The sequence below is a fragment of the Achromobacter veterisilvae genome (genome assembly GCF_900496975.1).
GTDB lineage: Bacteria > Pseudomonadota > Gammaproteobacteria > Burkholderiales > Burkholderiaceae_B > Achromobacter > Achromobacter veterisilvae.
The window spans coordinates 16,938-38,184 of record NZ_UFQC01000024.1 but is presented as its reverse complement, the minus strand read 5'-3'; the positions used below and the strand labels follow the sequence as shown (position 1 = coordinate 38,184).

Annotated in this window: 16 protein-coding genes; 9 read left to right on the top strand and 7 right to left on the bottom strand. The window is 65.9% G+C overall.

Translation table 11 applies throughout. The annotated features are described in order from the left end of the window. The first annotated feature begins 7 nt into the window (after positions 1 to 7). The 5 genes from nuoL (at position 8) to AVE30378_RS20775 (ending at position 8,043) form a co-directional block, all read left to right on the top strand. Positions 8 to 2,041, top strand: a complete 2,034-nt coding sequence (gene nuoL, locus AVE30378_RS20795) for an NADH-quinone oxidoreductase subunit L (protein WP_129242872.1) — start codon at positions 8 to 10, stop codon at positions 2,039 to 2,041. Beyond that, positions 2,038 to 3,540: an NADH-quinone oxidoreductase subunit M gene (locus AVE30378_RS20790; RefSeq protein WP_129242870.1), complete on the top strand. Its 1,503-nt coding sequence runs from the start codon at positions 2,038 to 2,040 to the stop codon at positions 3,538 to 3,540. Before nuoL ends, AVE30378_RS20790 begins: the two co-directional genes overlap by 4 nt. Before the next feature lie 9 nt (positions 3,541 to 3,549). Next, entirely contained in the window at positions 3,550 to 5,034 is a 1,485-nt protein-coding gene (gene nuoN, locus AVE30378_RS20785) for an NADH-quinone oxidoreductase subunit NuoN (protein WP_129242868.1), read from the top strand. A 15-nt stretch (positions 5,035 to 5,049) separates the two neighbouring features. Next, complete coding sequence (locus AVE30378_RS20780; RefSeq protein WP_129242866.1) at positions 5,050 to 5,379, top strand: DUF2818 family protein; 330 nt, start codon at positions 5,050 to 5,052, stop codon at positions 5,377 to 5,379. Positions 5,380 to 5,802: 423 nt separating this feature from the next. Continuing rightward, entirely contained in the window at positions 5,803 to 8,043 is a 2,241-nt protein-coding gene (locus AVE30378_RS20775; protein ID WP_129242864.1) for a TonB-dependent receptor, read from the top strand. 416 nt (positions 8,044 to 8,459) lie between these two features. On the opposite strand, the gene serB is transcribed toward AVE30378_RS20775, so the two are convergent. Continuing rightward, complete coding sequence (gene serB, locus AVE30378_RS20770) at positions 8,460 to 9,317, bottom strand: phosphoserine phosphatase SerB (RefSeq protein WP_129242862.1); 858 nt, start codon at positions 9,315 to 9,317, stop codon at positions 8,460 to 8,462. Between the two features lie 23 nt (positions 9,318 to 9,340). Beyond that, positions 9,341 to 12,823 (bottom strand): transcription-repair coupling factor, encoded by a 3,483-nt coding sequence (mfd, locus tag AVE30378_RS20765; RefSeq protein ID WP_165360258.1) that lies wholly within the window; start codon positions 12,821 to 12,823, stop codon positions 9,341 to 9,343. A 29-nt stretch (positions 12,824 to 12,852) separates the two neighbouring features. Between mfd and ispD the strand changes: the two genes are divergently transcribed. Together ispD and ispF are read left to right on the top strand one after the other, a co-directional pair. Further along, complete coding sequence (gene ispD, locus AVE30378_RS20760) at positions 12,853 to 13,536, top strand: 2-C-methyl-D-erythritol 4-phosphate cytidylyltransferase (RefSeq protein ID WP_129242858.1); 684 nt, start codon at positions 12,853 to 12,855, stop codon at positions 13,534 to 13,536. After that, positions 13,533 to 14,021 carry a 2-C-methyl-D-erythritol 2,4-cyclodiphosphate synthase gene (gene ispF, locus AVE30378_RS20755; RefSeq protein WP_129242856.1) on the top strand — a complete coding sequence of 163 codons (489 nt, stop codon included), beginning with the start codon at positions 13,533 to 13,535 and terminating at the stop codon, positions 14,019 to 14,021. Before ispD ends, ispF begins: the two co-directional genes overlap by 4 nt. Before the next feature lie 41 nt (positions 14,022 to 14,062). On the opposite strand, the gene AVE30378_RS20750 is transcribed toward ispF, so the two are convergent. From AVE30378_RS20750 to risA, 4 genes are all read right to left on the bottom strand, one after another. Further along, positions 14,063 to 14,584, bottom strand: a complete 522-nt coding sequence (locus tag AVE30378_RS20750) for a carboxymuconolactone decarboxylase family protein (protein WP_129242855.1) — start codon at positions 14,582 to 14,584, stop codon at positions 14,063 to 14,065. A 75-nt stretch (positions 14,585 to 14,659) separates the two neighbouring features. Then, positions 14,660 to 15,208 carry a peroxiredoxin gene (locus tag AVE30378_RS20745; protein WP_006389231.1) on the bottom strand — a complete coding sequence of 183 codons (549 nt, stop codon included), beginning with the start codon at positions 15,206 to 15,208 and terminating at the stop codon, positions 14,660 to 14,662. 56 nt (positions 15,209 to 15,264) lie between these two features. Next, positions 15,265 to 16,659, bottom strand: coding sequence for a sensor histidine kinase RisS (gene risS / locus AVE30378_RS20740; RefSeq protein WP_165360257.1), 1,395 nt, complete (start codon positions 16,657 to 16,659; stop codon positions 15,265 to 15,267). Positions 16,660 to 16,693: 34 nt separating this feature from the next. Then, positions 16,694 to 17,428: a response regulator transcription factor RisA gene (gene risA / locus AVE30378_RS20735; protein WP_003813882.1), complete on the bottom strand. Its 735-nt coding sequence runs from the start codon at positions 17,426 to 17,428 to the stop codon at positions 16,694 to 16,696. 131 nt (positions 17,429 to 17,559) lie between these two features. Here risA and tsaB point away from each other — a divergent pair, with 131 nt between their 5' ends. Continuing rightward, positions 17,560 to 18,816 carry a tRNA (adenosine(37)-N6)-threonylcarbamoyltransferase complex dimerization subunit type 1 TsaB gene (gene tsaB, locus AVE30378_RS20730; protein ID WP_129242852.1) on the top strand — a complete coding sequence of 419 codons (1,257 nt, stop codon included), beginning with the start codon at positions 17,560 to 17,562 and terminating at the stop codon, positions 18,814 to 18,816. Next, the gene (locus tag AVE30378_RS20725) at positions 18,813 to 19,775 is read left to right on the top strand and encodes a uracil-DNA glycosylase (RefSeq protein ID WP_129242850.1); all 963 of its coding nucleotides are present in this window, start codon (positions 18,813 to 18,815) and stop codon (positions 19,773 to 19,775) included. The genes tsaB and AVE30378_RS20725 overlap by 4 nt, the downstream gene beginning before the upstream one ends. A 64-nt stretch (positions 19,776 to 19,839) precedes the next feature. Here AVE30378_RS20725 and lplT read toward each other — a convergent pair whose 3' ends face one another. Beyond that, positions 19,840 to 21,153: a lysophospholipid transporter LplT gene (gene lplT / locus AVE30378_RS20720; RefSeq protein ID WP_129242848.1), complete on the bottom strand. Its 1,314-nt coding sequence runs from the start codon at positions 21,151 to 21,153 to the stop codon at positions 19,840 to 19,842. Between the last annotated feature and the right edge of the window lie 94 nt (positions 21,154 to 21,247).

The window sequence follows — 21,247 nt, the reverse complement described above, 5'->3', positions numbered from 1 at the left end:
GAAGAAAATGTCTAGCTCACCCAACCTCTATTTGCTCATCGCGCTGGCGCCGCTGGCCGGGGCGATTCTCGCGGGCCTCTTCGGCACCGGGTTCCTGGGCCGCCCGATCGGCCGCCGCGCGTCGCACGTGATCACCATCCTGGGCGTGCTCATCTCCACCATCGGTTCGGTGGTGGTGCTGAATGACGTGCTCAACGGCCTGCGCTTCGACGGCGCGGTCTACACCTGGAGCCTGATCGGCCAGACCAAGCTGGAAATCGGCTTCCTGATCGACCCGCTGTCCGCCATGATGATGGTCGTGGTCACCTCGGTGTCGCTGATGGTGCACATCTACACCATCGGCTACATGGCCGACGATCCCGGCTACCAGCGCTTCTTCTCGTACATCTCGCTGTTCACGTTCTCCATGCTGATGCTGGTGATGTCGAACAACATGGTGCAGTTGTTCTTCGGCTGGGAAGCGGTGGGCCTGGTGTCGTACCTGCTGATCGGCTTCTGGTACACGCGGCCCACGGCGATCTTCGCCAACATGAAGGCATTCCTGATCAACCGCGTCGGCGACTTCGGCTTCGTGCTGGGCATCGGCCTGCTGTTCGCTTACGCCGGCACGATGCACTACGGCGAAGTCTTCGCCCAGGCCGACAAGCTGGCCGCCCTTACGCTGCCCGGCTCGGACTGGATGCTGCTGACGGTCGCCTGCATCTGCCTGTTCATCGGCGCCATGGGCAAATCGGCCCAGGTTCCGCTGCACGCCTGGCTGCCCGACTCGATGGAAGGCCCGACCCCGATCTCCGCGCTGATCCACGCCGCCACCATGGTGACGGCCGGCATCTTCATGGTCGCGCGCTTTTCGCCGCTGTTCGAACTGTCGGACACCGCGCTGTCCTTCATCATCGTGATCGGCGCCATCGGCGCGCTGTTCCTGGGCATCCTGGGCATCATCCAGAACGACATCAAGCGCGTCGTCGCGTATTCCACGCTGTCGCAACTGGGCTACATGACGGTCGCGCTGGGCGCCTCGGCCTACTCGGTGGCGATCTTCCACCTGATGACCCACGCCTTCTTCAAGGCGCTGCTGTTCCTGGGCGCGGGCTCGGTCATCATCGGCATGCACCACGACCAGGACATCCGCAACATGGGCGGCCTGCGCAAGTACATGCCCATCACCTGGATCACCTTCCTGCTGGGCACGCTGGCGCTCGTCGGCACTCCGTTCTTCTCGGGCTTCTACTCGAAGGAACACATCATCGAGGCCGCCGGCGCCGCCAACGTCTGGGGCGCGACCTTCGCCTACTACGCGACGCTGATCGGCGTGTTCGTGACCTCGCTGTACTCGTTCCGCGTGTATTTCCTGGTCTTCCACGGCAAGGAACGCTTCGACACCGGCGACCACGGCCATGACCACCATCACCATGCGGCCGACGTCGACGAAGAGCCCGACGGCCACGGCCATCATGGCGGCAAGCCGCATGAGTCGCCCTGGGTGGTCACGCTGCCGCTGGTGCTGCTGGCGATCCCGTCGGTCGTCATCGGCGCCTGGGTGGTCGACCCGATGCTGTTCGGCAAGTTCTTCGACGGCGTCATCAAGGTGCTGCCGCAGCATCCCGCCATGCACGAACTGCACGAAGAATGGCACGGCTGGGTCGCCTTCGGCCTGCACGCCTTCCAGACGGCTCCGTTCTGGCTGGTCGTGGCCGGCGCCGTCATCGCCTGGTACTGCTACCTGATCAATCCCAAGGTCCCGGCCGCGATCAAGTCCAGCCTGTCCGGCGTCAACAAGGTGCTTGAAAACAAGTACTACGTGGATTGGGTCAACGAGCAGATCATCGCCCGCGGCCTGCGCTGCCTGGGCCGTGGCCTGTGGCAGACCGGCGACCGCGGCATCATCGACGGCCTGCTGATCAACGGCAGCGCCCGTGTGGTGGGCTGGGTGGCAGCGGTCAGCCGCCACCTGCAGTCCGGCTTCATCTATCACTACGCGTTCGCGATGATCATCGGCATCATGGCGCTGGTGACTTTCTTTGTGCTGATTCCCCAATGATGGCAAGCGAGATGGCATCCAACACTTTCCCCTGGCTCACGCTTGCGATCTTCGTTCCGATCGTATTCGGCCTGCTGGTGCTGGCGGTGGGCCGTGACGACCGTCCCGGCCTGACGCGCGGCCTGTCGCTCGTCGGCTCGATCGCCGGTTTCCTGGTCACGATCCCGCTCTATACCGGTTTCGACTCCTCCACGGCCGCCATGCAGTTCGTGGAGAAGGCGTCCTGGATCGAGGCCTTCAACGTCAATTACCACCTGGGCATCGACGGCATCTCGATGTGGTTCGTGCTCCTGACCGCCTTCATCACGATCATCGTGGTGCTGGCCGGCTGGGAAGTCATCACCAGCCGCGTCGCCCAGTACATGGCCGCCTTCCTGATCCTGTCGGGCCTGATGGTCGGCGTGTTCTGCGCGCTGGACGGCATGCTGTTCTACGTGTTCTTCGAAGCCACGCTGATCCCGATGTACATCATCATCGGCGTCTGGGGCGGCCCGAACCGCGTGTACGCAGCCTTCAAGTTCTTCCTGTACACCCTGATGGGCTCGCTCCTGACGCTGGTCGCGTTCGTGTACCTGTGGAACGCTTCGGGCGGTTCGTTCGACATCCTGACCTGGCAGCAGACCAAGCTGGGCTACACCCCGCAGATCCTGATCTTCGTGGCGCTGCTGGCGGCCTTCGCGGTCAAGGTGCCGATGTGGCCGGTCCACACGTGGTTGCCCGACGCCCACGTCGAGGCGCCCACGGGCGGCTCCATCGTGCTGGCCGCGATCATGCTGAAGCTGGGCGCCTACGGTTTCCTGCGCTTCTCGCTGCCGATCGCCCCCGACGCCTCGCACAGCCTGGCGGGCATGATGATCGCGCTGTCGCTGATCGCCGTGATCTACATCGGCCTGGTCGCGATCGTCCAGGACGACATGAAGAAACTGGTGGCCTATTCGTCGGTCGCCCACATGGGTTTCGTGACGCTGGGCTTCTTCATCTTCAACACGGCCGGCGTCGAAGGCGCCATCGTGCAGATGATCTCCCACGGCTTCGTGTCGGGCGCCATGTTCATGTGTATCGGCGTGCTCTACGACCGCATGCATTCGCGCCGCATCGCCGACTACGGCGGCGTGGTCAACGTGATGCCGCGCTTCGCCACGTTCTTCATCCTGTTCTCGATGGCCAACAGCGGCCTGCCGGCCACCAGCGGTTTCGTCGGCGAGTTCATGGTGATCATGGGCGCGGTCGAGCATAATTTCTGGATCGGCCTGCTGGCGGCGACCGCCCTGATCCTGGGCGCCTCGTATTCGCTGTGGATGGTCAAGCGCGTGGTCCTGGGCGACGTCGCCAATGACCATGTGCGCGAACTGACCGATATCAACCGCCGCGAGTTCGTGATTCTTGGCGCGATGGCGATCGCGGTGTTGTACATGGGGATCTATCCCAAGCCCTTCACCGACGTCATGCACGTTTCGGTGGAGGCCCTGCTGCAACACGTTGCCGTCTCGAAACTGTAAGACAAGACAATGATGCAATCCCAAATCGATTTCGCCCTGGCGACACCGGAAATCCTCTTGCTGGTTTTCGGCCTGGCTATCCTGCTCGTCGACGCGGTCAGCAATCACCCCGAGCGCAAGCCGACGTTCCTGCTGACCATGCTCGCGTTGGGCGTACTGACCGTCGTGTCGGCGCTGCAATGGAAGAATGGCGTGGTCGGGTCGACCTTCAACGGCCTGTACGTCACCGACGAGCTGTCGCACCTGCTGAAGATCGCGTCGTACATCGCGGTGGCCGCGACCCTGGTGTATGGCCGCGTCTACGCGCAAGTGCGCGACATGCTCCGGGGCGGCGAGCTCTACGTGCTGACGCTGTTCGCCCTGCTGGGCCAGATGGTCATGATCTCCTCCGGGAACCTGATCTCGATCTACCTGGGCCTGGAGCTGATGTCGCTGGCGCTGTACGCGCTGATCGCGCTGCGCCGCGACAACGTCGTGGCCACCGAAGCCGCCATGAAGTACTTCGTGCTGGGCGCGCTGGCCTCGGGTTTCCTGCTGTACGGCATGTCCATGGTCTACGGCGCCACCGGCCACCTGGACCTGGGCGAAGTCGCCAAGGTCATCGCCGCGGGCAAGGCCGAGAAGCTGGCGCTGGTGTTCGGCATCGTGTTCCTGGTCTCGGGCCTGGCGTTCAAGCTCGGCGCCGTGCCGTTCCACATGTGGGTGCCCGACGTCTACCAGGGTTCGCCCACCGCCGTGACCCTGATCCTGGGCGCCGCGCCCAAGCTGGCCGCCTTCGCCATCACGCTGCGCCTGCTGGTGGACGGCCTGCACGGCCTGGCCGCCGACTGGCAGCCGATGCTGATGATCCTGGCGGTGCTGTCGCTGGCCATCGGCAACCTGACCGCCATCGCGCAGACCAACTTCAAGCGCATGCTGGCCTATTCGACCATCTCGCACATGGGCTTCGTGCTGCTGGGCCTGATGTCGGGCTCGGTCGAGGGCAAGCCGGACCTGTCGTCCGCCGCCTACGGCGCGTCGCTCTTCTACATGCTGACCTACGTGCTGACCACGCTGGCCAGCTTCGGCATCGTCCTGCTGCTGTCGCGCCAGGGCTTCGAGTGCGAGCACATCGACGACCTGAAGGGCCTGAACCGCCGCAGCCCGTGGCATGCCGCCATCGTGCTGCTGCTGATGTTCTCGCTGGCCGGCATCCCGCCGCTGGTGGGCTTCTACGCCAAGCTGGCGGTGCTGCAGGCGCTGATCAGCGCCGGCCACGTCACGCTGGCCGTGATCGCGGTGCTGTTCTCGCTGATCGGCGCGTTCTACTACCTGCGCGTGGTCAAGGTCGTGTACTTCGACGAACCGGCGGCCGACGCCGCGCCGATGGTGGCCACCTGCGGCCAGCGCGGCGTGCTGTCGATCAACGGCGCCCTGATCCTGATCCTGGGCATATTGCCCGGCGGCCTGATGGCCCTGTGCGTGCAGGCCATCCGCAGCTCGCTGAGCCTGTAGGCGGAAAACGGGGCCATGAACCAGACACTGGCGGTATGGCTGCTGATCGCGCTGGCCCTGGTCAGCGCGAATCTCCCGTTCCTGACGGAGCGGGTGTTCGCCATCCTGCCCTGGAAACAGGGCGGGGCGACCGCGGTCAAGCCGTTCTGGGTCCGCCTGATCGAAGTGCTGGTGTTCTATGCCATCGTCGGCGCGCTGGGTTTCGCTTTCGAATCCGCGCTGGGCAACCGGTTTTCCCAGACTTGGGAGTTCTACGCGATCACGCTGAGCCTGTACCTGGTGCTGGCCTATCCGGGGTTCGTGTACCGGTATCTTTTCAAGCGGCATCCCCGGCTGCGGACCTGAATCCGTCCCCTGTGAAAAACGCCCTGTGGGGCGTTTTTTTTTGTGGGCATGGGGAATGTGCCGGCCTATTGAGGAAGTTCGTCCAGCGGCCGTTTTCATGCGCCTGGGCCGTGTTCCCGGGGCCGAGGGACGCGCGCCAGGCGGACTTGGCGCGGCTTTTCGGGAAAGGCGGGGCGCTGCGCAATGCTTCGCTCCAAATCGAACGATATTCAGATTTTCGTCAAACATTGGAACCGGTTTAAGGGTCCGACCCTGCCGCCCAGAAAGCAGCGAAAACCCGCATAAAGCCCGTGCCGAATGTTGTTTTTTCATCTTTTAGATGAATTTGGATAATTGATTCAGGTTTCATTCAGCAGTCCGGTTCAGAATCGCAAACGTTGAAAAAAACAAGAATCGTTGCTATTTAGAATTGGAGAAGCCGGTTTGAAGCCCCAAGACTCGTATTCGCTGAATACGCTCACTACCTCCCTGGCCGCCGCCATCGCGGTTCCCGCGCTGTTCATCAGTCCGTATGCCTCCGCCCAATCCGCGGATGGCGTGACACAGCTTTCGCCGGTGCGCGTGGAAGGCGAGGGGTCTTCCTACCAGACCACGACGGTGCCGTCGCCGAAGATGACCGCGCCCCTGCTGGACACCCCGCGCACCGTGCAGGTGGTGCCGAAGCAGGTGATCCAGGACCAGTCGGCGTCCACGCTGCAGGACGTGCTGCGCAACTCGCCGGGCATTACCTTCGGCGCCGGCGAGGGCGGACGCCCCGGCGGCGACCTGCCCATCATCCGCGGCCAGAACTCGGCGGGCAGCATCTTCCTGGACGGTATCCGCGACTCCAGCACGCAGGTGCGCGATACCTTCAACCTGGAAGAGGTGGAAGTGATCAAGGGCCCGGACTCCGTGTACTCCGGCCGTGGCGGCGCGGGCGGCAGCATCAATATGATCAGCAAGACGCCCAAGGCCGCGGACTTCACGGAAGGCACCGTCCAGATCGGCACGGACAACAACTACCGCGCCACGATCGACAGCAACTGGCGCCTGGACGAAAAGGCCGCCTTCCGCCTGAACGTGATGGGCACCAAGGGCGACGTGCCGGGCCGCGACAATGCGGTGGATTTCGAACGCTGGGGCGTGGCGCCGTCGCTGACGCTGGGCGTGGGCACGCCGACGCGCATTACGCTGAGCTACTACCACTACCAAGACGACAGCATGCCCGACTACTCCATCCCGTATGACCCGAAGACGGGTCAGCCGGTGACGGAGACCATGGGCGTGAGCCGCAAGAGCTTCTACGGCCTGACCGGCCGCGACTTCATGAAGACGCGCGACGACGTCGCCTCCGTCGATCTCCAGCACGACTTCTCCGACAAGCTGCAACTGCGCAGCGTGCTGCGCTATGGCCGCGGCACGACCGACTTCGCCGCGACCAATCCGGACGACAGCAAGGGCAACGTGCCCAAGGGCCTGGTGTACCGCGCGCTCAAGTCGGGCTATTACGTCACCAAGACCTTCGCCAGCCAGACCGACCTGACCGGCGAGTTCGAGACCGGCAGCCTGAAGCACTCGTTCGACCTGGGCTTCGAGTACAGCAACATCAAGCAGGACAAGGACGGCTATACCGAGTCGGGCGTTCCGACCAACGGCAATTGCACCCAGGTCTCGACCATGTGCGCGTCGCTGTGGGATCCGGATCCCCACGTCTCCTATCCGGGATCCCTGCAGCGCAACGGCAATCCGGCGCGCTACAACACCGATACCGTGGCGGTCTACGGGTTCGACACCATCAAGTTCAACGAGCAGTGGCAGGCCAGCCTGGGTCTGCGCTGGGACAACTACCGCACCAGCGGCAGCAACATTGCGCGCGGCCGCAACGATCCGGCCAGCGCGCCGGCGATCTACAGCACCAGCCGCGAGGACAATCTCTTCAACTACCAGGTTGGCGTGGCCTACAAGCCCATGCCCAACGGCACGATCTACGCCACCTACGGCACGTCGTCGACGCCGTCGGCCATCGCGTCCAGCGCGATCAGCGATGCCGCCTCGCTGACGAGCCAGTCGCTCGAGCCGGAAAAGAGCCGCACGGTCGAAGTGGGCACGAAGTGGCAGGTGTTCGATGACCGCCTGACGCTGTCGGCGGCCGCGTTCCAGGACATCCGCAAGAACACCAGCGTGGCCGTGTCGGCGACCGAGACCGAACAGGTCGGCGAGGCCAAGGTGCGCGGTATCGAACTGGGCTTCTCGGGCAGCATCACGCCCAGGTGGAACGTGTTCGGCGGCTACACCTTCATGAACAGCGAACTGACCAAGGGCGCGTTCAATAGCGGCGCCGTTGGCCAGGACCTGCCCAACACCCCGCGCAATGCCTTCAGCCTGTGGACCACCTACAAGGTGCTGCCCAAGCTGACGGTGGGCGGCGGCGCCTACTACGTGGACAAGGTGTACGGCAATTCGGACTCGGCGAAGAACGCCGACGGCACGCCGAAGACGCGCTGGGTGCCTTCGTACTGGCGCTTCGATGCCATGGCGGCCTACGAGTTTAACGAAAATGTGTCGGCCCAGTTGAACGTGCTGAACATCTTCGACGAAACGTACTACACCAAGGCCTATGCCGCGCACTATGCCGCGCTGGGCACCGGCCGCGCCGCGCTGCTGTCGCTGCGCATGCGCTACTGATCCCGGTCCCGGGAATGGAAAAAGCCACCGCGAGGTGGCTTTTTTCTTTTTGCCGGGAGGGTGTCAGACACCCGTGCCGGGTGCTTCAAGCTTGCCGCGTCTCGTCATAAGGGTGTCGGACACTTGGGGGAGGGCGGTTCGCGGGTGTTAGACCGCCTCGCAGGTGTCTGACACCCGATGAGACGTCCGTGCAGTTGAAGCGCATTTCTCGTGGGTGTCAGACACCCGTGCAGGGTGCTTCAAGCTTGTCGCGCCTCGTCATAAGGGTGTCGGACACTTGGGGGAGGGCGGTTCGCGGGTGTTGGACCGCCTCGCAGGTGTCTGACACCCGATGAGACGCCCGCGCAAGTTGAAGCGCATTTCTCGCGGGTGTCAGACACCGGAACCGTGGGTGTCAGCCACCAGAAAACTGCCGCTCAGCCTTCGAACCAGTTGAGCACGCCGTCCAGCCCGGACACGTTGAGCGCGTAGCGCGTCTGCTGGCGCACCAGCGGTTTGGCGTGGTAGGCCACGGGGAAGCCCGCCGCGCCCAGCATTTTCAGGTCGTTGGCGCCGTCGCCCATGGCGATGATCTGTTCCTTGGTGGCGCCGTGCTGGCGGGCGAATTCGCGCAGGTGCACCGCCTTGGCGTCGGCGTCCAGGATGTCGCCGACCACCTTGCCGGTCAGCACGCCGTTGGAGATTTCCAGGGTGTTGGCGTGCGCGCTGTCCAGGTTCAGCCGTTCGCGCAGGCGGTCCGTGAAGAACGTGAAGCCGCCGGAGACGAGCAGCACCTTGATGCCGACGGCCTGGGCCGTGGAGATCAGCCGTTCGGCGCCCGGGTTCAGGCGCAGCTTTTCCGCGTACACCTGTTCCAGCGCGTCGGCGGGCACGCCCTCCAGCAGGGCGACGCGGCGGCGCAGGCTCTCGGAGAAGTCCTTGATTTCTCCCCGCATCGCGGCCTCGGTGATTTCGGACACCTTGTCTTTCACGCCGACCACGCCCGCGATCTCGTCGATGCATTCGATGTTGATCAGCGTGGAGTCCATGTCCATGGCCAGCACTTTGCAGGCCGACAGTTTCAGGCCGGCGGGCAGGAAGGCTGCGTCTACGCCATGGCGTTCGGCCCAGCCCACGACTTCGGCGCGGGTCTCGCCATCGTGCTGCACGTCGAGCAGGCGGGCCGCGGTGGCGCTGATGCGCGCGATGCCCTGCGCCTGGGCCAGGGCCGCCAGTTGTTCCGCATGTTCGGCGCTCAGGCCCGGGGATTGGACGACAAGATGATGGGTAGTCATAAAAATGTGAGTAATGGGTGCGGTTACTTCAAGGCGCGCAGCACGGCGCGCACGGCGTCGGCGCGGGCCGGAACCTGCGCGGCCTTGATCTCAACCCGCAATTTATCCTGTCCGGCGAGTTTGATGTGGCGCTGGCGCTGCACGAGCTCGATGATGCGGGCGGGATCGACGGAGGTCTTGGGGCCGAATTGCAGCAGCGCCTGCGTCTCGCTGGCGTCGATTTTGACGATGCCCAGGGGCTGGGCGGCCAGGCGCAGGCGGTGCGTGGCGAGCAGCGTCTGCGCGGCTTCCGGCAGCTTGCCGAAACGGTCGATCAGTTCTTCCTGGATGCGGATCAGGTCGTCTTCGTCGGCGGCGTGCGCCAGGCGCTTGTAGATGCCCAGGCGGGCGTGCACGTCGGCGCAATAGTCCGAGGGCAGCAGGGCGGGCGCGTGCAGGTTGACTTCGCAGGCCAGGTTGAAGGGGGCGTCGAGGTCGGGCTCTTCGCCGGCGCGCAAGGCGCGCACCGCCTCGTTGAGCATCTCGTTGTACATCGAGAAACCCACTTCCTGGATGTTGCCCGACTGCGAATCCCCCAGCACTTCGCCCGTTCCCCGGATTTCCAGGTCGTGCATGGCGAGGTAGAAGCCCGAGCCCAGTTCCTCCATGGCCTGGATGGCTTCGAGGCGCTTCTTGGCGTTATTGGTGATGGCGTCTTCGCCAGGCGTCAGCAGGTAGGCATAGGCCTGGTGGTGGGACCGGCCGACGCGGCCGCGAAGCTGGTGCAACTGGGCCAGCCCGAAGCGGTCGGCCCGGTGGATCACGATGGTGTTGGCGCTGGGCACGTCGATGCCCGTCTCGATGATGGTGGTGCACAGCAGCACGTTGTAGCGCTGCTGGTAGAAGCCCTTCATCACCTGTTCTAGCTCGCGCTCGGGCATCTGGCCGTGGGCCACCGCGATGCGCGCCTCGGGCACCAGTTCTTCGAGGCGCGCGCGGCGGTTGTGGATGGTTTCGACCTCGTTGTGCAGGAAATAGCACTGGCCGCCGCGCTTGAGTTCGCGCAACAGGGCCTCGCGCAGGGTGCTGCCGTCCTCGCGCCGCACGAAGGTCTTGATGGCCAGGCGCTTTTGCGGGGCGGTGGCGATGACGGAGAAGTCGCGGATGCCCTCCAGCGACATGCCCAGGGTGCGCGGAATGGGCGTGGCGGTCAGCGTCAGCACGTCGACCTCGGCGCGCAGCGCCTTCAGCGCCTCTTTCTGGCGCACGCCGAAGCGGTGTTCTTCGTCGATGATGACCAGGCCCAGGCGCTTGAACTTCACGTCCTTGGACAGGATCTTGTGGGTGCCGATGACGATGTCGACCCGGCCGTCGTTGATGCCCTCGATGGCGGCGGCCACTTCCTTGGCCGAGCGGAAGCGCGACAGTTCCACGACGCGCACCGGCCAGTCGGCGAAGCGGTCGGAGAAGGTCTGCGCATGTTGTTCGGCCAGCAGCGTGGTGGGGCAGAGCAGGGCGACCTGCTTGCCGTTGGCCACGGCCAGGAAGGCGGCGCGCAGGGCGACTTCCGTCTTGCCGAAGCCCACGTCGCCGCACACCAGGCGGTCCATGGGGCGGCCGGAGGTCATGTCGGCGATGACGGCCTCGATGGCGGCCGTCTGGTCGACCGTTTCTTCGAAGCCGAAGCCCTCGGCGAACGCCTGGTAGTCATTCAGCGGCAGGTTGAAGGCAAAGCCTTCGCGCGCGGCGCGCTGGGCATACAGGGCCAGCAGTTCGGCGGCGGTGTCGCGCACCTGTTTGGCGGCCTTGCGGCGCGCCTTGTCCCACTGACCGGAGCCCAACTGGTGCAGGGGCGCGGCTTCCGGGTCGGCGCCGCTGTAGCGGGCGATCACGTGCAGTTGCGAGACGGGCACGTACAGCGTGCTGCCGTTGGCATATTCCAGATGGAGGAACTCCATCCCGCCTTCGCCCATGTCCATGTTGACCAGGCCATGGTAGCGGCCGATCCCGTGCTGCGCGTGGACGACGGGGTCGCCCTCCCGCAGTTCGGACAGGTCGCGCACCATCGCTTCGACGTTGCTGGCGCGTTCCTGGTCGCGCTTGCCGCGGCGGCCGGTCGTGGCCAGGCCCGGGTACAGGTCGTTCTCGGTCAGGAAGGCCAGGTTGGCCTGGGGCAGCTCGAAGCCGGTGGACAGGGGCGCCGCGACGATGCCGAAATGCGCGTCCGAGGCCAGGAAGGCCTCGATGGCGTCGGGCTGCGCGTCCGGCGTGACGCCGAATTCGTTCAGCATCTGCACCAGCGTTTCGCGCCGGCCCGCGGAATCCGCGCACAGCAGCACGCGCGTGCGGCCCGTCTGCACCAGCGCGCGCAGCTTGGCGATGGGGTCCTCGGACCGCCGGGCCACGCTGACGTCGGGGGCGGCGCGGAAATCGGGATGGGGCTGGCCGGCGGCCAGCGACAGTCGGCGGAAAGCCTTCAGGCGGGAATAGAGCGCCTCGCTGTCCAGGAACAGCGAAGACGGCGGCAGGACCGGGCGTTCGCGGTCGCTCTTGAGGAAGCCGTAGCGGCTGGCGGTGTCCTGGTTGAAGCGCTGGATCGCATCGTCGATGTCGCCGACGGTGACGGTGATCGTGCCGTCCGTCAGGTAGTCGAACAGGGTGGCCGTTTCCTCGAAGAAGAGCGGCAGATAGTATTCGACGCCGGCGAACGGGATGCCGTTGCCGATGTCCTTGTAGGGCAGCGCGCGCGACGGGTCGCCTTCGAAGACTTCGCGGAAGCGGGCGCGGAAGCGGGTGCGCGAATCCTCGTCCATCGGGAATTCGCGGCCGGGCAGCAACTGCACCTCGCGCACCGGATACAGGCTGCGCTGCGTATCCACGTCGAAGCTGCGGATGGTTTCGATTTCGTCGTCGAACAGGTCCAGGCGGTAAGGCAGCGCCGACCCCATCGGGAACAGGTCGATCAGCCCGCCGCGCAGGCAGAATTCACCGGGCGCCGTCACCTGGGTGACGTGGTTGTAGTTGGCCAGCGTCAACTGGGCGCGCAGCGCCGCTTCGTTCAGCTTGTCCTTCTGCTTGAAGGAAAAGGTGTAGGCCGCCAGGAACGAGGGCGGGGCCAGGCGGTACAGCGCGGTCGTGATCGGCACCGTCAGCACGTCCACCGACTTCGTCATGAGCGAATGCAGCGTGTGCAGGCGTTCCGAAATCAGGTCCTGGTGCGGCGAGAACGCGTCGTAGGGCAGGGTTTCCCAGTCCGGAAGCTGGCGCACGCGCAGGCCGGGGGCGAATAGCTGGATTTCTTCCGCCAGGCGCTGGGCCTCGACCGGCTCGGCCGTCAGGACGACCAGCGGCGCCGACGCCTGGCGCGCCAGGTCGGCCAGCAGCCAGGCGTCGCCCGAGCCCGGAGGCCTCGGTTGCGCATAGCGCGCGCCCGGTTTGAGCGCGGACAGGGTGGGGGCCGTCGCGGGGACGGAGGGCGCGGCTGTGGCGGGGATAGAGGGGGCGGGCATCAGGCTGGCAGCAGGCATCAAGCGGAAGATTATAAAATCACCGCACCATGTCTGCCTCCATCATTGCAATCGTGCCCGCCGCGGGCGTCGGCGCCCGCGCCAGCCGGCCCGGGCACGAGACCGTTCCCAAGCAATACCGTCCGCTGTCCGGACAGCCCATGCTGCGCCACGCGGTAAGCGCGCTGCTGGCCGATGAGCGGGTATCCCAGGTGCGCGTGGCCGTGACGCCGGGCGATGGCTGGGTGGACGCGGCGCTGGCCGGACTGCCCCGCACGGTGTGGCGGGCCTGCGGCGGCGCGACGCGCGCCGATACCGTGGCCGGCGCGCTGGCTGAAAGCGGCGTCGCCGACGATGCCTGGGTGCTGGTGCACGACGCGGCGCGGCCGGGCCTGCCCGCCGACGCGCTGGGCCGCCTGATCGACGCCTGCCTGGCGGATCCCGTGGGCGGCCTGCTGGCCCTGCCGGTGGCGGATACGGTCAAGGCGGGCCATGGGCGCGTGGAACGCACGCTCGACCGCAATGGCCTGTGGCTGGCGCAGACCCCGCAGATGTTCCGGGCCGGCGTGCTGCGCGACGCGCTGACGGCGGCCTCCGTGAGCGGCGCGGCCGTCACCGACGAGGCGTCGGCCATCGAGGCGGCCGGCTACGCGCCGCTGCTCGTGCCCGGCGCCATGCGCAATTTCAAGGTGACGTGGCCGGATGATTTCGAACTGATGGAAAAATGGCTATGAGCATTCCCTTTCGCGTCGGGCAGGGCTTCGACGTGCATGCGCTGGTCGAGGGCCGCCCGCTGATCATCGGCGGCGTCACGATCCCCCATACACACGGCCTGCTGGGCCATTCCGACGCGGACGTGCTGCTGCACGCGGTCACCGACGCGCTGCTGGGCGCCGCCGGCCTGGGCGACATCGGCCGCCATTTCCCGGATACCGACCCGGCCTTCAAGGGCGCCGACAGCCGCGTGCTGCTGCGCGAGGCGATGGCCCGCGTGCGCAAGGCCGGCTGGGCCCCGGTGAACATCGACGCGACGGTGCATGCGCAGGCCCCCAAGATCGGCCCGCACGCGCCGGCCATGGTGAAGAACATCGCGGCCGACACGGGGCTGGCCGAAGCCGATATCAACATCAAGGCCAAGACGAACGAAAGCCTGGGGTACCTGGGAAGGAAAGAAGGGATCGCGGCGACGGTGGTCGCGCTATTGGCGAAAGCGGGATAGCAACGGTGCCAGGCACCTGGAGGTGTCTGGCACGCGCGCTATTAGGCTTTACCCTGCGCCGCCAGCGCCAGGGCGGCGGCGTTGACGACAGCGGCGATGCGGCCGGCGTCGCGCAGTTGTTCAGTCGACAGGCCGTCGTTCTTCAGGTTTTCGTAGTGCGAGGCCACGCAGAAATGGCACTTGCCGATGATCGACGCCGCCAGCGCGAACAGTTCGAAGCGCTTCTTCTCCACGCCGCCGTGGGTGGCGTAGGCGTTCATGCGCAGTTGCGCCGGCAGGCTCTTCAATTGGGCGTCGCCGGTCATTTCCACGTAGGGATACCAGGTGTTGTTCATGCCCATGAGGGCCGAAGCGGTCAGGGCGGCGTTGGCGTCGGCTTCCGACAGGCCGCTCTTGAAGGCTTCGACCAGCGCCGGGCTGCGCGCGGCGTAGGCGGCCGACAGGGCGGTGCCGACGGCGTCCTCGGGGGCCAGCGTCGAGCGGGCGATCACGGCGTCCAGATTCAGGCGGATGTCCTTGGCCCAATCCGGTAGCTGTTCCTTAATGGTCGTAAGAAATTCCATAGTTTTTACCTATAATCTAGAGCAGTTAAAGCCCAGCGCGGGACCTGCTGGGCAGGCCCCTGGCCGGGCTGGAAATTACAGCGTGGCGCCGCCAACCGTACGGTTGCACGGGCACAGCTCGTCGGTTTGCAGACCGTCGAGCAGACGCAGGACTTCTTCCGGGTTACGGCCGACGTTCAGGTTGTTCACCGAAACGTGCTGGATCGTGTTGTCCGGATCGACGATGAACGTGGCGCGCAGGGCAACGCCAGCGCCCTTTTCACGCACGCCCAGTTGGTCGATCAGGGCGCCGGTGGTGTCGCCGAACTGGTAGTGGCCCAGCTTGTTCAGGTCCGGGTGCTCACGGCGCCAGGCCAGCTTGACGAATTCGTTGTCGCTCGAACCGCCCAGCAGGACGGCGTCGCGGTCTTCGAAATCCTTGGCCAGCTTGTTGAAGCCGACGATTTCGGTCGGGCACACAAACGTGAAGTCTTTCGGGTAGAAGTAGATCACCTTCCACTTGCCGGGGAACGAGCTTTCGGTGATGTCTTCAAACGCCGACACGCCGTTTTCTTCGTGCTGGTTGAAGCCGGGCTTGACGCCGGTGACCTTGAAGGGCTCGAGTTTGTCGCCAACAGTTTTCATGTTTACTCCCAGTTGTTGGTGGAATTAAGGCTGTGCCTCAAACCATAAATTCTACGCTATGGATTATCGTTGTCTAATTGATAATTCCTAAATCGAGCTTTGGGTAACTCTATCCTGGCGGTCAGGCCGCCGCCCTCTCGGGGGAGCATGCGCAAAGAGCCGCCGACGTGCTTGAGCAGGCGTTCGACGATGGCCAGGCCCAGCCCCGCGCCGCTGACGCCGGTGCGCGCCGCTTCCCCGCGCGAGAAGGGCCGCAGCAGGCGGTCGACGTCCTCGGGAGCGATGCCGGGTCCGCGATCGGACACCTCGATCGCGATCATGGCGCCGTCAGCTTGCAGTGTCATGACCAGATGCGCCATGCCGTCGGTGGAGCGTCCGTAGCGGCGGGCGTTCTCGATCAGGTTGCTGACGATGCGCTTGAGGTCCAGCGCGGTGATGCGGGCGCGCAGGCCCGGCTCCAGCGAGGCTTCCAGTTCTCCGCCCACCGAAGCGGTGTGGCTGCGTTCGCGTTCGTAGAGTTCGGCCAGGACCGCGGAAATGTCCGTGGCCAGTTGCGGCAGCGTGCCGGCGGGGCGCGCGTATTCCATCAACTGCCCGATGCTGTGGTCGATCTGGCCCAGGTCCTCGTCGATGGCCTGGCGGGCGTCCTCGGAGACGCCGCTCAGTTCGATTTCCAGCCGCATCCGCGCCAGTGGGGTGCGCAGATCGTGCGAAATCCCCGCCAGCATCAGTTCCCGGTCGGCCTCGGCCTGCCTGAGGTCCTTGGCCATGCGGTTGAAGGATGCGTTCAGGTCGCGGATCTCCAGCGGCCCCTGCTCGGGCAGGGCGGCGGGCGTCTCGCCCCGCGAGAGCACCTGGGCCGCCCGCGCCAGCCGCGACAGCGGCCGGTTGACGAAGCCCACGCTGACCGCGGCCCCCACCAGGGAGAGCAATAGCGCGGTGGCGCCCCAGCCCAGCCATTCGATCCCGCCGGTCAGTCCGATCTGCTCGCGTTCGAACACCAGCCAGTAGAGGTCTTTTTCTATCTGGAAACTGACCCAGAAGCCGGGCACCTGGTTCACGCCCCAGGCGATCTGCGTCTCCGGGCCGAAGCGCGTGCGGATGTGCTGGGCGACGCGTTGCCAGTAGTCGTCGTCGGGGAGGGCTTCGGCGAAGTCGGTCACTTCGCGCGGATAGACCTGGATCCCTTCGTTGGTGGCCAGGTCTAGCAGGAGCTTGCTGCGCTCGTCGTTATGCGAGTAGATCAGCGCGGTGCGCGTGATATTGACGGCCGTGATCACCCGCTGCGCCATTTGATTGGCGCGCGGGCCCAGCTCCATGCTGAAAAAGACTTGTAGCCACGCGCCCAGGCTGACGAGCATCAGCGCGGCGAGCAACAGGAACGTGCGGCCGAACAAGCCGAGCCGCAGTCGTGATGTCAGGTTCCTGAAGGTTCTGCGCAAGCGGGGCACGAAGCTGCGCTCCTGCCCGGGGCGGGCGAGCCGGTCAACTGCCACCGTCCGGCACGAACACGTATCCCAGACCCCAGACGGTCTGGATGAATACGGGCTTGGACGGATTGGGTTCGATCAGCTTGCGCAGGCGCGAGATCTGGACGTCGAGGCTGCGATCGAAGGCTTCGTATTCGCGGCCGCGGGCCAGTTCCATGAGCTTGTCGCGCGACAGCGGGATCTTGGGGTGGCGTGCGAACACCTTGAGCACCGAGAATTCGCCCGTGGTGATGGGCACCTGTTCCCCGTTGCGCGTGAGCGTGCGGGTGGACAGGTTCAGCACATAGGGGCCGAAGGCGATGGATTCGTTCTCCTGGCTGGGGGCGCCGGGGTGTTCCTCGGTGCCGCGGCGGCGCAGGATCGCGTTGATCCGCGCCAGCAGTTCCCGGGGGTTGAACGGCTTGGACAGGTAATCGTCCGCGCCCATCTCCAGGCCGACGATGCGGTCGATCTCTTCCGCCTTGGCCGTCAGCATGATGATGGGAGTATTGTCGTGGCCACCGCGCAGCCGGCGGCAGATGGACAGGCCATCTTCGCCAGGCAGCATCAGATCCAGCACGAGCAGGTCGAAGTGCTCGCGTTGCCAGAGTTTGCCCATCTCTTTGGCGTCTTCGGCGACGAAAACGTTGAATCCCTGCTCGGACAAATACCGGCGCAGCAGATCGCGCAAGCGCGGATCATCGTCGACGACGAGGATTTTTCGGGTGGGGGTGGTGTTTTGCGTATTCATGGCCGGAAATGTAACAGTGACAAGAACCAGCGGCTAGTGGGCGTTCACAAGATATTACACATTGCGATCCATCGTTGAAATCCCCCTGATAACCGGGGGCGGAGCCGCGGTATTTCGTACAATCTGCATCTATGGAACTAAACCTGCTGGCCCTGGAAACTTCTTCGTCCCGTTGCGGCGTGGCTCTCTTGCGCGCGGCCGGCGGCCGCCTGGAGGTCAGCGTGCGGGAACACGAGGGCTCCCAGGAACACGCCGAACGGCTCCTGCCCATGGCCAATGAACTGCTGGTGGCGTCCGGGCTGGGTCCGGCCTCCCTGCATGCCGTGGCTTTCGGCCAGGGCCCGGGCGGCTTCACGGGCCTGCGGGTGGCTTGCGGCGTGGCGCAGGGCATGGGGCTCGGGCTGGGCATTCCGGTATTGCCCATTGTCTCTCATCAGGCGGTCGCCGCCCAGGTGGAAGCGACCCCCGCCGACGCGATCGTCGTGGCGCTGGACGCCCGCATGAATGAAGTCTACCTGGCCGTGTACCGGCAGGCCGGCGTTTCGGATGGCGAAATCGCCTGGGAAACGCTGCAGGCGCCGCTGCTGATCGCGGCGGCCGAGGTCGTGCCCTGGACCGAGCATCACCTGCCGGACTGGTCGGCCCGCGCCGGCCGTCCGCTGAACGCGGTGCTGGCCGGCGACGCCTGGGATGCCTATGCGGTCGACATGGCCCCGCCCGGCGCGTGGCGCCGCGCCGCCGGCGCGCAGCGGCCGGAAGCGGCCAGCGTGGCGCGCCTGGCGCGGCAGGGCTGGATGAGGGGCGAGGCCGTGGCGCCCGAACTGGCCGCGCCGCTCTACGTGCGCGACAAGGTGGCCTTCACCACCGCCGAGCGCATGCGCGGGGAGGGCGGCAATCCCAAGGCCCGGTCCACGCTGGTTCCCTGGGTGCCCCAGCCGATGTCGGATGCCGACCTGGACGAGGTGGTGGAGCTGGAAGCGCAGGTGCAGTCCTTCCCCTGGACCCGCGGCAATTTCGCCGACGCCCTGGCGGCGGGCTACGGCGCCTGGGTGCTGCGGCGGGACGGAAAGCTGGCGGGATTCTGCATCGTCATGTCCGCCCCGGACGTGGCGCACCTGCTCGTGATCGCCGTGGCCAGGAAGCTGCATCGCCAGGGCCTGGGCGGCATCCTGCTCGACTGGTGCGAGCAACAGGCGCGCGAACGCGGCCTGGAGGGCGTGCTGCTGGAAGTGCGCCCGTCCAACGAGCCGGCCATCGGGTTCTACAAGCGGCATGGCTATCTGCAGATCGGCGTGCGCCGCGGCTACTATCCGGCCGAGAAGGGCGGCCGCGAAGACGCCCTCGTCATGCAGAAGCGGTTTGCGGCCGCTGCCGGAGAGGCCGCATGATCCAGTCCGCCACTCCCCCTAACTCGGCCACACCTCAGCCGGCCACACCTCAGCCGGCCGCACCTCGCGTCAATCCGCTGCAGCGCATCTGGCTGCGCGAGATCGGCATGGAACGGCTGTGGCTGCGTCCGGCGCCGGCTCCCAGCCGGCCGGCCGCCGAGCCCCAAACCCTTGTTTCCAAACCGGTTTTGCCGGCGGTCGCGCCGCCGGCCGAAGCGCCGGCGGTGGCGCGTCCCGCCGTTGCCGCGCCCGTCGCGCCGGCCGCGGAGCCCGCCGCGGCCCGCCCCGGCATGCCGGCTTCCATCCTGAACCGCAACGGCCCGCCGCCACGCCCGGCCCCCAAGGCGGCGGAGGAAGCGCCGGCGCCCGCGCCGATCCCGGTGGCCGAGGCCATCCGGAATTCCAGCCTGGACGAGATGCGCGAACAGGTCGTGGCCTGCGAGGCCTGCGGCCTGTGCAAGGGCCGCCGCAACGCGGTGTTCGGCCACGGCGGCCAGCCGACGCGCTGGCTGGTGGTGGGCGAGGCGCCGGGCGAACAGGAAGACCGGCAGGGGCAGCCCTTCGTGGGCCGCTCGGGCCAGTTGCTGGACGCCATGCTGTCGGCGGTGTCCATGAGCCGCGAGCGCGACGTTTTCATCACCAACGTCATCAAGTGCCGTCCGCCGGGCAACCGGAACCCCAAGCCGGAAGAGATCGCGGCCTGCAGCCCTTACCTGATGCGGCAGATCGCCTTGCTCAAGCCGGAGCGGATCCTGGTGCTGGGCCGTTTCGCCGCCCAGACGCTGTTGGGCACGGACGCCACGATCGGCAGCCTGCGGGGCCGCATCCACCAATTGAAGACGGACGAGGGCCTGCAGATTCCGGCGGTGGTCAGCTATCACCCGGCCTATCTGCTGCGCAGCCCCGTTGAAAAGGCGCGCGCCTGGCAGGACCTGCAACTGGCGACCCGGATGGGCTGAGGCGGTATCGGCGGGAATGAAAAAACCGGGCGCAGGCCCGGTTTTTCATTGGAAGATCAAGCGCTTAGTGCGAAGAATCCAGCGCGCGGCCGTGGCCTTCCTGGCCGATCTGGTCGTGGAGTTCCGGGTTGGCCTGCAGGTTGCGCTTGCTCCAGCGCATGAAGACCACCATCAGCACGGCGACTACGGTGCCGAAGATCACGATGATCACGTTGATCGGCAGTTGCAGCCACAGCAGCACCGTGTACATGGCCACCATCAGCAGGATATTGAGTTGTTCGTTGAAGTTCTGCACGGCGATGGAGTGGCCGGCCGACAGCAGGACGTGGCCGCGGTGCTGCAGCAAGGCGTTCATCGGGACCACGAAGAAGCCGGCCAGGCCGCCCGTGATCAGCAGCAGCAGGTAGACGCTCCAGGGCGAATAGACCAGCGGCATCAGCAGGACGACCAGGCCCATGGCCGCGCCGACCGGCAGCACGGACAGCGCGCGCCGCAGCGGGATGCGGCCCGCCAGGATGGAGCCGACCACCGTGCCCAGGGCGGCGACCCCCATCAGCATCGAGGCCTTGTCCAACTGGTATCCCAGGTGGCTGCGGCCCCATTCGATGACGATCAGTTGCAGCGTGGCGCCGGCGCCCCAGAAGAGGGTCGTGACGGCCAGCGAGATCTGGCCCAGCTTGTCCTTCCAGAGGACGCGGACGTAGCCCCAGAAGGTGCGGACCAGGCGGATGGGGCTTTTCTGCTGCGGCGGATAGCGCACGTGGGTGTGCGGGATCATCAGGTTGCACAGGGCCGCCAGCAGGTATACGAAGGCGATGACGAGGATCGCGGCCTCGGCCGGGGTATGGACCAGCTTGCCGATGAACGAGTGGCTGAGCAGCGTGGTGGAAACGGAGGACGAAATGAGCAGGCCGCCCAGCACGGTGCCCAGGATGATGGAGAAGACCGTCAGGCCCTCGATCCAGCTATTGCCCTTGACCAGCATGGCGGGGGGCAGCATTTCGGTCACGATGCCGTACTTGGCCGGGGAGTAGGCCGCGGCGCCGATGCCCACGATCCCGTAGGCCATGCAGACCAGATAGGTCTGGTACTGGGCGGCGACGCCGATGTTGGCGTAGGAGAACATCAGCATGCAGCCGGCCACTTTCAGCGCGTTGGTGGAGAACATCACGCGCCCCTTGGGGAAGGAGTCCGCCAGCGCCCCGACAAAGGCGGCCAGGACGACGTATGCCAGCGCGAACGACCATTTCATCATGGGAGCCAGCCAGTCCGGCCCGTGCAGTTCCTGTATCAAGGCGATGGCTGCGATGAACAGCGCATTGTCCGCCAATGACGAGAAGGCCTGCGCGGCCATGACCAGATAGAAACCACGTTTCAAGAATGTCCCCGTTCTTCGGCCTGAGCCCGGCCAGTCCGCGTGAAAATTTATGTGTCGTGCCAAAAAGTGTCAGGGAGTATAGCCGGAGCCCCGA

Bases quoted from the DNA above. Each gene is read 5' to 3' on its own strand.
- nuoL (WP_129242872.1), top strand. From the start codon at position 8: ATGTCTAGCTCACCCAACCTCTATTTGCTCATCGCGCTGGCGCCGCTG.
- AVE30378_RS20790 (WP_129242870.1), top strand. From the start codon at position 2,038: ATGATGGCAAGCGAGATGGCATCCAACACTTTCCCCTGGCTCACGCTT.
- nuoN (WP_129242868.1), top strand. From the start codon at position 3,550: ATGATGCAATCCCAAATCGATTTCGCCCTGGCGACACCGGAAATCCTC.
- AVE30378_RS20780 (WP_129242866.1), top strand. From the start codon at position 5,050: ATGAACCAGACACTGGCGGTATGGCTGCTGATCGCGCTGGCCCTGGTC.
- serB (WP_129242862.1), bottom strand. From the start codon at position 9,317: ATGACTACCCATCATCTTGTCGTCCAATCCCCGGGCCTGAGCGCCGAA.
- mfd (WP_165360258.1), bottom strand. From the start codon at position 12,823: ATGCCTGCTGCCAGCCTGATGCCCGCCCCCTCTATCCCCGCCACAGCC.
- ispD (WP_129242858.1), top strand. From the start codon at position 12,853: ATGTCTGCCTCCATCATTGCAATCGTGCCCGCCGCGGGCGTCGGCGCC.
- ispF (WP_129242856.1), top strand. From the start codon at position 13,533: ATGAGCATTCCCTTTCGCGTCGGGCAGGGCTTCGACGTGCATGCGCTG.
- AVE30378_RS20750 (WP_129242855.1), bottom strand. From the start codon at position 14,584: ATGGAATTTCTTACGACCATTAAGGAACAGCTACCGGATTGGGCCAAG.
- AVE30378_RS20745 (WP_006389231.1), bottom strand. From the start codon at position 15,208: ATGAAAACTGTTGGCGACAAACTCGAGCCCTTCAAGGTCACCGGCGTC.
- risA (WP_003813882.1), bottom strand. From the start codon at position 17,428: ATGAATACGCAAAACACCACCCCCACCCGAAAAATCCTCGTCGTCGAC.
- tsaB (WP_129242852.1), top strand. From the start codon at position 17,560: ATGGAACTAAACCTGCTGGCCCTGGAAACTTCTTCGTCCCGTTGCGGC.
- AVE30378_RS20725 (WP_129242850.1), top strand. From the start codon at position 18,813: ATGATCCAGTCCGCCACTCCCCCTAACTCGGCCACACCTCAGCCGGCC.